At 41.5% G+C, this 10,816-nt stretch carries 7 protein-coding genes; 3 read left to right on the top strand and 4 right to left on the bottom strand.

The genetic code is table 11. The annotated features are described in order from the left end of the window. A partial coding sequence (locus ACEW8U_RS07945) for a hypothetical protein (RefSeq protein WP_373521505.1) occupies positions 1-494 on the bottom strand: 494 nt, incomplete at its 3' end. Positions 495-1,049: 555 nt separating this feature from the next. Here ACEW8U_RS07945 and ACEW8U_RS07940 point away from each other — a divergent pair. Together ACEW8U_RS07940 and ACEW8U_RS07935 are read left to right on the top strand one after the other, a co-directional pair. Continuing rightward, positions 1,050-5,150 carry a two-component regulator propeller domain-containing protein gene (locus ACEW8U_RS07940; protein WP_373521504.1) on the top strand — a complete coding sequence of 1,367 codons (4,101 nt, stop codon included), beginning with the start codon at positions 1,050-1,052 and terminating at the stop codon, positions 5,148-5,150. Between the two features lie 283 nt (positions 5,151-5,433). Next, positions 5,434-7,170, top strand: a complete 1,737-nt coding sequence (locus ACEW8U_RS07935) for a hypothetical protein (protein ID WP_373521503.1) — start codon at positions 5,434-5,436, stop codon at positions 7,168-7,170. 269 nt (positions 7,171-7,439) lie between these two features. Here the strand turns inward: ACEW8U_RS07935 and ACEW8U_RS07930 are convergent, their stop codons facing one another. The 3 genes from ACEW8U_RS07930 to ACEW8U_RS07920 form a co-directional block, all read right to left on the bottom strand. Then, on the bottom strand, positions 7,440-7,970 hold the full coding sequence (locus ACEW8U_RS07930) for a nuclear transport factor 2 family protein (RefSeq protein WP_373521502.1): 531 nt from the start codon (positions 7,968-7,970) through the stop codon (positions 7,440-7,442). Between the two features lie 198 nt (positions 7,971-8,168). Then, entirely contained in the window at positions 8,169-8,675 is a 507-nt protein-coding gene (locus ACEW8U_RS07925) for a hypothetical protein (protein ID WP_373521501.1), read from the bottom strand. A 268-nt stretch (positions 8,676-8,943) separates the two neighbouring features. Next, on the bottom strand, positions 8,944-10,119 hold the full coding sequence (locus ACEW8U_RS07920; RefSeq protein ID WP_373521500.1) for a P1 family peptidase: 1,176 nt from the start codon (positions 10,117-10,119) through the stop codon (positions 8,944-8,946). Positions 10,120-10,249: 130 nt separating this feature from the next. Between ACEW8U_RS07920 and ACEW8U_RS07915 the strand changes: the two genes are divergently transcribed. Continuing rightward, on the top strand, positions 10,250-10,816 hold a 567-nt coding region (locus ACEW8U_RS07915; RefSeq protein WP_373521499.1), incomplete at its 3' end, for a DUF1080 domain-containing protein.

Here is a 10,816-nt window from a genome sequence, read left to right as displayed (position 1 = left end):
TAGGCACCTGCAATTCCGAGCTTGTCATCAAGTTCCTCCATGAGAGCGAGAGCGTTCAGGTCGGCCTGCATGGCATCATCCAATTTGCCCCGTTTTTTGTGTAACCAGCCTATTTTAAACCATGAAGTAGCTTGGCCTTTTTTATTATTGATGGCATTATACCCCTGCATGGCTTTGTCAAAATAATAAGCAGCCGAGTCCAATTCAAGCAGGTTGGCATGGATGCGGCCCAGCATCTCATAGAACTCAGGTTGAGCCGTTTTATCATTTGTCTTATCTACATGTGCTACCCCTATGCGGGCATATTCCAATCCTAAGTTTAAACCAACATTAGTTGTAAGATTCACCAAACTCCTGATCAGTTCAGTTTTTTTATCATTTTGTTGTTCTACAGATAATAATTGCTTTAGGCTATCTATTTCAGAGGTCTGCCCAAAAGCAACCTGGCAGAAGCAAATTGACAGTAGCCAAAAGATTTTTACAAAATGATTCATGGGTTTTGGTTGGGTGATTTAATAGCTTATACTCAAAAGTTAATGTAAAGAAGGTTTTTGAATTTAATGTAAAATACCTTTTAAACAAAAATAATGGGAGTCTGCCAATTCAAAAATTGCTATTAGAAAAATTTCTCCTCTTGTTCGGGCAGTTTTTCAATTTCAAATCAGATTGAGAAAGAATAGTCTTGATTTTACACAACTAAAAAGGGCATGCATGCCCTCAGGTAGCGGTTGAATTTGATGGCGAGAAAAGTTAATAGGAGCTTTTTCATTGTTTTTAAATTGAGTTAGAAAATGAATTGATTATACAATTGAATCTGATATTCTTCTCTTAAGGTGAAAAAACTCAATGGTCCAAGACTGCTGATTTAGGACGAACTGCATGATTTTCTTCCCGAATGATTGGAATTTCTTTCCGAACGGTAGAGGGTTATTCTTGGAACTCTTAAATGGGGAATATACCTCCATTTAAATTTTTAAATTTGAAAAATTTGATTTAGGAATTTCCATAAATATGATATAAGTTGATAGTAATAAACCACTTGACTACTAATGGTAAACCCAAAATTTTTATTCTTTGTCTTTTTTGCAACCACATCTTTTCTATGTAAAAGTCAAGAAGTCAAAATCACACCAGTTCCTTTCCAATTTGATCCATCACTTACCAATATAGTGGGTATGTGCCAGGACGAGAATGGATTCATCTGGCTTGCTGATAACTACAATGGTTTGGTAAAATACGACGGGACCAATAAAAAGTATTTCAAGTCCAAGCCCAATGACAGTAACACGCTTTACACGAACAAGCTAGAATGCATTTATGCCGGGAAGAGTGGATTTATATGGATTGGGAGCAAGTTTGAAGGTTTGGATAGACTTAACCCAATTACTGAAACTTTCACCCATTACCAACATGATCCAGCCAATCCTCACAGTCTTCGTGATAATAATGTATTTGCCCTTCTGGAAGATCGCTCGGGTACTTTATGGATTGGGACGGCCAGAGGACTCGATACCTTGGACAGGGAGACAGGGCATTTTGTTCATATCGGTGACGATACTCCCGGCGGTCGCTCCATCACCGAGGCAGCAGTAAGAAGCATCTACGAGGATTATGCCGGCCAGATTTGGATTGGCGCAGGAAACGCTTTCGACTTTCCTGATCATCCTTCGTCAGGATTGTACAAATTTGAAAAAGAGTCCGGTTTGATCACACATTTTAGACATGATCCGGAAGATCCCATGTCGCTTATTGGCAATCGGATACGGGCTTTATTTGAGGACAGTAAGGGAAACTTTTATGTTGGGACAGATGGGGACGGGCTTCATATCATGAATCGGGCACAGAGCACTTTCGAGCGGTTACCCAACCTCCCCGATAACACAAATGCACTTGCCCGCCCGCCCGTAAATCTAAACGCCAGCTATGCAGTGGATCACATCACCTTCATCAATGAGGATTTTCAGGGGTGCATTTGGATCGGAACCTATGCTGGAGGGATCAACCGCTACAATCCGAAATCGAAGACTATGGAGTTTTTTGGAAGTTCCGGAATTGGGGCGCATTATTTGGAAAAAAACGACTTCTGGACTTTACTAAAAACCAAGGATAATCTCATGTGGGTTTCAGGATGGGAGCCAGAGACAGAAAATCAGGTGCTATTTCAAATCTCTACCTTTCAGAATCACTTTTATCATACAGATATCGGTTCGAGGGCATATGTATTTGCTCAAGGCCAAGAAGCCGGAATTTGGATTGGAACCCAAGTTGGCCTGTACGGTCAGGATGTGAATGAATCTCCTGATAGTTTTTTCACTTTTGTCCGAAATACCGTAGGATCCAAACCTATTACTGATCTAGAATTTGACAATCTGGATAATCTATGGGTTACCATCCCGTTTGGGGCATACTTTTTCGATCGAAAGTCATTGGCATACAGTTTCTACAGTTCTGAGCAGAAGGATAAAAACGGGTTCATATCTCCTATGACCTCTGTGGTACTGCCTGACCATGATGGCAATACTTGGATAGGTACAGCGGAAGGCTTAGACCACCTGAATTCAAAAAGTGGAAAATTTACCCATTACCGACATGATCCATCCAACCCTAACAGTTTAAGTTCAAACGATGTATACAGTCTGCTTCAGGATTCAAATGGAAGAATTTGGATAGGTACAAGTAATGGTCTTAACATGTATTGTGAAGAGTCGGCTGATTTTAAAAGATTTTTGGATAGCGCCGGTGTGCCTGTTATCGGAATTGATGAGGATAGCAACAAGAGAATTTGGGCCAGTTCCTACAGGTCAGGGTTTTTTTTATTAGATCTGGAAACAGAAGTTTTCAATCCCTACTACGACAACACCGGACTGATTACGGATTTGCTCCTTATCACCGGGATAGTAGAGGATGAATCAAAATTGCTTTGGCTGTATACGGATATTGGCTTCATACGCCTGGACCCTGAAACTCATAACGCTGCCCTATTCGGGAACAGTTGGAAAAAATCTAGCCAAACCGGCTTTTACTCTTTAAACACGTTTATTTCTAAAAATAAAGAGATTTTTGTTGGCAATGCATCAGGTTATTTTTCTTTCATGCCGGCAGATTTGGATAAGCAATATCCCATTGAACCTGTCCTATATTTGGCCACTTTTTTTCTGGAAGACCGTAATATTTCATCCCAAACGAATAAAAAAATTATCCCTAAGGATCTCAATGAAACCAGTGAGATCAAATTGGCTCACCATCAAAATACCTTTACACTTGAATTCGGCAGTATTGATTTCGTAACAATGGAGTCTGAGAAAAACCTCCGCTATAAGCTGGAAAACTATGATCAAAATTGGAGGAGTGGAGCTTCATACACTGCCTATTATTTTGCTTTGCCGCCAGGAGAATATATTTTTCATGTACAGGCGACTAATCGATATGGGAAATTGGGGCAGCGATCGCTATCCATTACAGTGATGCCGCCTTGGTTTACCCAATGGTGGGCTTGGCTGTCCTATGCTCTGCTGCTGTTTTCACTGCTGTATTGGGTCTATAGTTTTTTGCTTCGCAGAAAACTGGCCCAAGCTGAGGTCATACGTTTGCAAGACTTGGACCTGGTCAAAACTAGGCTGTACACCAATTTGACCCATGAATTCCGGACTCCGCTAACGGTTATTTCGGGAATTACTGAACACTTGTTGGATCACCCGACAGTGGATACCATAAATGAAGGGCTGCCCATGATTAAGCGGAATAGCAGGCAATTGCTTCGTCTGATCAATCAAATGCTGGATTTGTCCAAGCTGCAATCAGGGAGTATGGCTACAAAAATGATTCAGGATGATATTATTAGGTATTTAAAATATCTGACAGAGTCCTTCCATTCCTATGCCGATTCCAAGAATATTCGCCTTCATCTACTCCCAAGTTTCGAAGAGTTATACATGGACTTTGATCCGGAGAAAATACAAGCCATTTTTTCCAACCTTGTGGGAAATGCAGTGAAATTCACCCCGCCGGGAGGCAACATTTATATTAAAATAGAAAAGATTACCTCCAGAGAATTGGATGTGTTTTTGGAAATAAAAGTGAAGGATACTGGCAAAGGAATTTCCTCAGAGCATTTGCCCTATATTTTTGACCGTTTTTATCAGGTGGAAAATTCATCAACCCGATCAAATGAGGGAAGTGGGATTGGCTTGGCGCTCACCAAAGAGCTGGTGCAGCTGATGTCAGGCTCTATAGAAGTCAGCAGTCAGTTAGGAAAAGGTTCTGAATTTACCCTTAGGATTCCCATACAAAATAAGGCACCAAACGGGAGTGCAGGCGAATTGGCCCTAGGACCGTTATCTAACGTCAATGATTTGGTGAATTCAACTGCTTTTGATGAAGCCGAAGATTACGATGAAAGCCACCCACTTGCCCTTCTGGTAGAAGACAATGAAGATGTATTGAGCTATCTGGAACTCTGTCTCCAAGGTAAATACAGAATCCAAAAAGCCAGAAATGGCCTCCACGGAATCCAAATGGCCATTGAGATGATTCCCGACATCATCGTCAGTGATGTAATGATGCCTGAAAAGGATGGCTATGAAGTCGTCGAAATGCTAAAAGGTGATGTGCGGACCAGCCATATTCCGATCATCCTGCTCACTGCCAAAGCAGATCTGGAATCACGATTGGAAGGTCTTGAAAGAGGAGCGGATGCCTACCTTTCCAAGCCCTTTGAAAAGAAAGAGCTGGAAGTCCGTTTGCGGAAATTGATTGAGGCACGACAAAAGCTGATTTCCCGCTATGGGAAACTCGACCCTGAAGGAAAACCCAAAACTCCAGCTGAAATACAGGAAGATACTTTCCTGAAAAAGCTTCGCTCCATCGTAGACGCGCATTTGGATAGTGAGGAGTTTGGCATTGTCGAGTTATGCAGGGAACTAGCAGTAAGCCGGACTCAGCTTCATCGTAAACTAAAGGCCTTGACCAATAAGTCCACTTCCCAAGTCATCCGGACGATCCGAATGCAGGAAGCAAAGAAACTTTTGCTCAATCCAGATTTAAATATTTCGGAAATCGGTTATGCGGTGGGATATGGCAATCCCAGCCATTTTACACAGGAGTTTACCAAAGAATTTGGGGAAGCCCCGAGCTTTTTTAGAAAAGGGTAATTCTTCTTCCAAGCCTAAACCCTAATTCTTAAAACTGATCTGGGGATTCAAACTAGCACACACATCTTTCTCCAAGCGAAATAATTTTTCCTAAACAATACTTTTGTCTGATTTGGAACAATGTCTAAAGCATTGGCAATAATAGCTACGGCCCTATTCTTTCCTTAAATGTAGCTTAGATTCTTGTTAATAAAGCGTTTTCATCTAACTCAATATGAGCAGGGAAAAAATCCATACTATTAATAATGCTTTTCAAAATTCTAACCATTTAACCCCAAAAAAAATGAAACTTAAACTGATTACCATTTTGACTGTCTTAGCTATTTTAACGACCGTGACAGCATGTTATGAATTAGAGGAACTTACTAATATGAATGCCAGGAAGAAGGATTCAAAAGTCCTTGTGAAGGAGATTTACACCGGATCTCCCATAAAAAGTGCCAATGGTGTAAACTTTGGCCCAGATGGCAATCTTTATATTGCCAGTTTTGGTGGTCAGGAAATAATCGTCATGAACAAGCAAAACGGCAAAATCATCAAGAAGATTGGAACAGACAAGGGGGTAATCTCCCCTGATGATTTGGCATTTGGACCGGATGGCTCGCTCTATTGGACCGATATCAATATTGGTGAGGTGGGCCGAATTGCTCCTGACGGAACTTTGACCAAACAGCCTGTAGCACCGGGAGTCAATCCTATTACGTTTTCTGAAGACGGACGTCTTTTTGTAGGGCTTTGCTTTTTGGGTGATGGGTTGTACGAGCTGGATCCTGAGTTAAACGAACCACCAAGACCGATTATCGTTGCTTCCGCCGAAAATGAATTTTTCCCTCTCGCATTTTTTAACGCATTTGATTTCGGTCCTGATGGGAAATTGTACGGTCCTCAATTTGCAGGAGGGAAACTAATCAGGGTAAATGTCGGCGGAACAGGAACCCCTCCTTCCACCAAACCTTTTGAAGATGGAACTGCAGAAGTAGTAGCTGAAGGGTTCACTGTCCCGGTAGCGGCGAAGTTTGATTCTAATGGCGTCCTGCATGTCTTGGATCAAACAGGTGAAGTATTTAAAGTAAATATCACTACCGGAGTAAAAACACTTTTTGTAAAAATCCAACCTGGATTAGACAATCTGGCATTTGACTCAAATGGAACGCTTTACATCTCTAATGCTGATTTTGGATCGATCGTAGAAATTCTTCCAAGCGGACAGGCACGGACCATTAGTGAAGGAGGTATGATAGCACCCCAAGGCATGGCAGTGTTACCGGGAGCGAATAAAAAAGACGCTTTGTTTGTGGCCGACCTGTTCCGGTTGTACCAAATCAATGGCCTCACCGGCAAAGAGGAAAATGTTTATAAAGGTGACTTACTTGGCCGTCCGGGTAACCTGACAACTCCTTTCACGCTTTCTGCAGATGGTGATAATCTGATCGTGTCTTCGTATTTCGGCGCGGTAGTTCAAATCTGGAACCCACAAGCTAATCAGGTACTTCAAACCTACCCGATGGAGATTCCAATCGATGCTATCCGATTTAAGAATGATATTGCAGTATCTGATCTTGGACTAGGCGGCGTCGTCCGGGCAAGTGACCATTCGGTAATCTTGCAAATAGATAATGCGACAGTGTTTGCCCCGAGTGGTTTGGCGACTGATGGAGAAACGCTATGGGTTGCAGATTGGGGAACCGGCATTGTTTGGCAGATAGGATTTGACGGTGACACTCCAATGCCGGCCGTACCTATTGTATTCGGATTGATGAGTCCTGAGGGATTGGCTTGGGATAAAGAAGGTGGCTTGTTGGTCGTTGAAACGGGTGCTTCACGGTTATCACGCATAGATTTGGCGACAGGAACGGTGAGCAAAATCGCAGATGGCCTCAGCTTGAGTAAACCTGCTTTCGGTCAGGATTTTGCCTTACCTCCTACCTACTTCTTTGATGGGGTAGCTGTCGGCCAATCGGGTGATATTTATGTTTCGGGAGGTGGCAAAAATGTGATTTATCGCATCTCTAAAAATTGAGATTCAAAAAAACCTTAGCCTGTCGAAATTTCTGATGAGACAGTTGAGGAATTTCTAGGAGAACTGGAAACTTTCTTAAAGTCTAACTCTTTCGGAAAGAATCTAAGCAGAGCGAATACATCAGTAAGGGACTTTTTAAGAAAATTCCCGCTGGATTAAAACATTTTTTAAAAACTAGATGGGTGACCAACTCCTCCTTTTCTTTATAGAGAAGGAGGAGATTTTTTATTCAATAATTACCAAAAATCTGACAATAAAATCTAACTTTTTTAATCCCCAAGGACATCCTGATCTTTGAGCGCAGCCATGCCTCCAAGAATCACCCATTTACCATCCACTTTTTTCCAGGTATGGGTAAATTTGTAAGTCTCATTTCTGACTACTTGATTATTCGTGTCCGTCCAGAAATAATCTGTGTCGTAAAATACCATCACCACATCTTCAATGGCATTTGAGGCCTTTTTATGAAGGACATAGCTGTATTTGAGATTCGGGTCTTTGTGTAAATCAGGGATCCAACTGGCAATTTTGCTTACGTCAGACACTCCATCCCCAAAACTCGGATAGCCGATAAAATCGGTGTGCCAAAGGGTTTTGTAGGTAACAGTATCACTTTTCTGAACATACTCCCAATACAGTTCTTCCATGTGCCAGGCTTCATCCTCCAGTTCGGTTTTACTGATGGTGGGTACTATTTTCTTAACTTCAGAAAGACCTTTGCTGTTTTGACCGCAACCTGCTATGGTGAGTGAGGCAAGTATTGCAAATACTATAAGCAGAATTGATTTTTTAGTTTTCATTCAGTGGTGGGAAGAAATAATTAAAAATTATTATTGTATAGAAATCAGTCCAGTTTTAATAGTCAATTGTTCAACCATAACATTTGATAAAAAGGTAAATAAATAAATATTACATTAACCTTGACTTAGGACGAAAGGCATGTATTTCTTCCCCTGGTAGGAGTTTTATTTTCCGGAGAAGAATTTGGATGGACTTTACTACACTTCTAATTTCAATATTTCCAAAAAGCGTTTTTTAAGCTCCTTTTCTTCTTTGATATCTACCTGACCATCATCCATTACAACAGTAAGGATAGCATGCATTTCTTTAAAAGGGGATAAACTTAGCATTGAATTATTTTCTTCCAGCCACTTTTTTAGGACATAAATTTCATATTTATTGATCTGCTCATCGGCCAGGATACCATAACAGATCCCTTGGAGCATTTGGATTCTGGATTCTACAGTTTCAGAGATGCTCAGCTGAGATTCATATTTTTTGAGGATGGTCTTCATTTCATCTATTTCCTCAGATGTCATAGTACCCCCATCAAGAATGGATTTTATTTCTTCAAAAAATTCCTTAAACGGTGATTCCTGGCAGAGTCCTTTATGGGCTTGGCACCAAAGTTTCATTTCTTCGAATTGCCCCCGGGTTATTCTTCCATCACTGCTGATACCATGAATAATACCTTTGAAATGATTGAATGGTTTTTGTGTTTTCATAGCCTGTTAACAAAAGTTTCTTTGAAAGTTAAGGATTTTGGCTTTTATTCTATTCCTAATTTTAATGAAATTAATGTGCACAAACTTATATCAATCATAATTTGTCAAATCACTTTCAGTTTACCAGTTTCATCATAGATCATAGATATCAAATTGGCAAATTCGGATATGAAAAAGAGAAATGGATTATTTGATCATTTTTAGGATTGGCAATAGTTTAGATTGTATTCCCTGTCACTTATTTTACCTAAGATAATCTGATCGAATTCTATTCTTTCAGCCTATTATATTTTTTAAGTAATTCTACCAACAGTCCATGAGGCAATGCATAAGACTTGTTCCCATTGATACCTTCCATGGTTTCTGCTGCAATCATGGCATTGATGATGGCTTCTTCGACGGACTGCACTGTCGCTTCAAATAAAGGATCGATCAGATCATTGGGCAGCATCTCCACTTCCGAGAAATCATAGCGCTGAAAAGCATCCGGATTGGCAGTAGAAAAAGCAATAAAAATATCACCTGAACCATTACTTGCATATCCGCCCGTATTGCCAATTCCCAACGGAACCCTCTGTGCAATCCTTTTCAACTGATGTGGAAGTAAAGGTGCGTCAGTCGCTACCACTACGATAATGGAACCATCCCCTTCCTTTCGGTAGGACTGTGGCGGCAATTTCAGTTCGTTGTTCAAGGTATCCATCAACTCCCTGCCAACCGGAACGCCGGCGATGGTCAATGAAGGTTTTCTACCAAAATTAGCCTGTACCAAAGTACCAACAGTGTAAGAGGAATCTTTGACTTTGACAATCCGGGAAGATGTGCCAGTTCCGCCTTTGAAACCCAAACACATCATCCCGGTGCCTCCGCCTACATTTCCTTCGGCAATCTTTCCTGATGTGGCATTGTCAATAGCCTCCAATACATGTTCTTCTTTGATGTGAAAACCATAAATATCATTCAAAAATCCATCATAAGTCTCGCCTACCACAGGATAAGTGTACCACCAATCCTCCGCCATATACCAATCGGTGTCCACATACCATTTCAATACAGCATCCCTGACCACGCCCACGCTGTTGGTATTGGTAATCATAATTGGGGTTTCCAAGAATCCCGATTCGGTCACCCAAGTGGTTCCGGTCATTTCCCCGTTTCCATTTAGGCTGTACCAATTGGCAAATACAGGGCTGAACTTTTGGTCTTTGCCTCTTGGGAAAATGGCAGTGACGCCTGTTCTTACAGGACCTTTGCCAACGATATTTTCACCGGTTCCTGATATGATCGTGCTATAGCCGACTTCCACGCCCTTTACATCCGTGATAGCATTGAATACTCCTGTAGAGCCGTTAAATGGAACTCCTAAATCTCGGGCACGTGGTTTTTGGGCATAGGCGATAGATAGGTTCAGGATAAGTAGGATTAAAACAATTGACCGCTTCATAGTTTTTTTTTAAATGCTCTAAAAACTTAACCATTCAATGTAGTCATTTTCAAATTCTTTCCGATTTAGGTTAGGCTTTTGCCCTTTTCTTTTCTTGAAGAATGACTACCTTTAACCAAACCCAAAATAAATGTCCAAAGCCAAAATCATTCTTCTCGTATTATCAATCCTAATAACAATTTCCTGTAAACCTGAAAAGCAGTGGGACGCACTTTTTAATGACAAAGACCTCACGGGTTGGGATACCTACTTGGGGCCCGCATGGGTAGCCACGTCCGACTCCACTGTTAAAAAGTCTGACAGTCCCCTCGGCCTGAATATCGATCCACAAAGTGTATTCAGTGTGGTGGAGGTGGATGGAGAGCCCGCTATCCGCATATCCGGGGAGCAATGGGGCGGCTTGTCCACAACGCAAGATTACAGCAATTACCACCTCAGTCTTCAATTTAAATGGGGCGAAGCCAAACACAAACCTCGCGATAAAAATAAAAGGGACAGTGGGTTACTATACCATGCCGGGGGCACACATGGGGCAGACGGTGGTTTTTGGATGCGCTCACAGGAGTTACAGGTGCAGGAAGGTGATTGCGGCGACTATTGGGGAGTGGCTGGGGGTATAATGGACATACCGGCAAAGAAGATGGATGAACTCTATGTCTATGACCCTGATGTCGAAAAATTGGTATTCAGTGATTTG

The sequence above is a fragment of the Aquiflexum sp. genome, assembly GCF_041751335.1.
GTDB lineage: Bacteria > Bacteroidota > Bacteroidia > Cytophagales > Cyclobacteriaceae > Aquiflexum.
Note: the sequence above shows the minus strand (reverse complement) of the source record. Positions and strands in the feature narration are given on the sequence as shown.

Bases quoted from the DNA above. Each gene is read 5' to 3' on its own strand.
- ACEW8U_RS07940 (WP_373521504.1), top strand. From the start codon at position 1,050: ATGGTAAACCCAAAATTTTTATTCTTTGTCTTTTTTGCAACCACATCT.
- ACEW8U_RS07935 (WP_373521503.1), top strand. From the start codon at position 5,434: ATGAAACTTAAACTGATTACCATTTTGACTGTCTTAGCTATTTTAACG.
- ACEW8U_RS07930 (WP_373521502.1), bottom strand. From the start codon at position 7,970: ATGAAAACTAAAAAATCAATTCTGCTTATAGTATTTGCAATACTTGCC.
- ACEW8U_RS07925 (WP_373521501.1), bottom strand. From the start codon at position 8,675: ATGAAAACACAAAAACCATTCAATCATTTCAAAGGTATTATTCATGGT.
- ACEW8U_RS07920 (WP_373521500.1), bottom strand. From the start codon at position 10,119: ATGAAGCGGTCAATTGTTTTAATCCTACTTATCCTGAACCTATCTATC.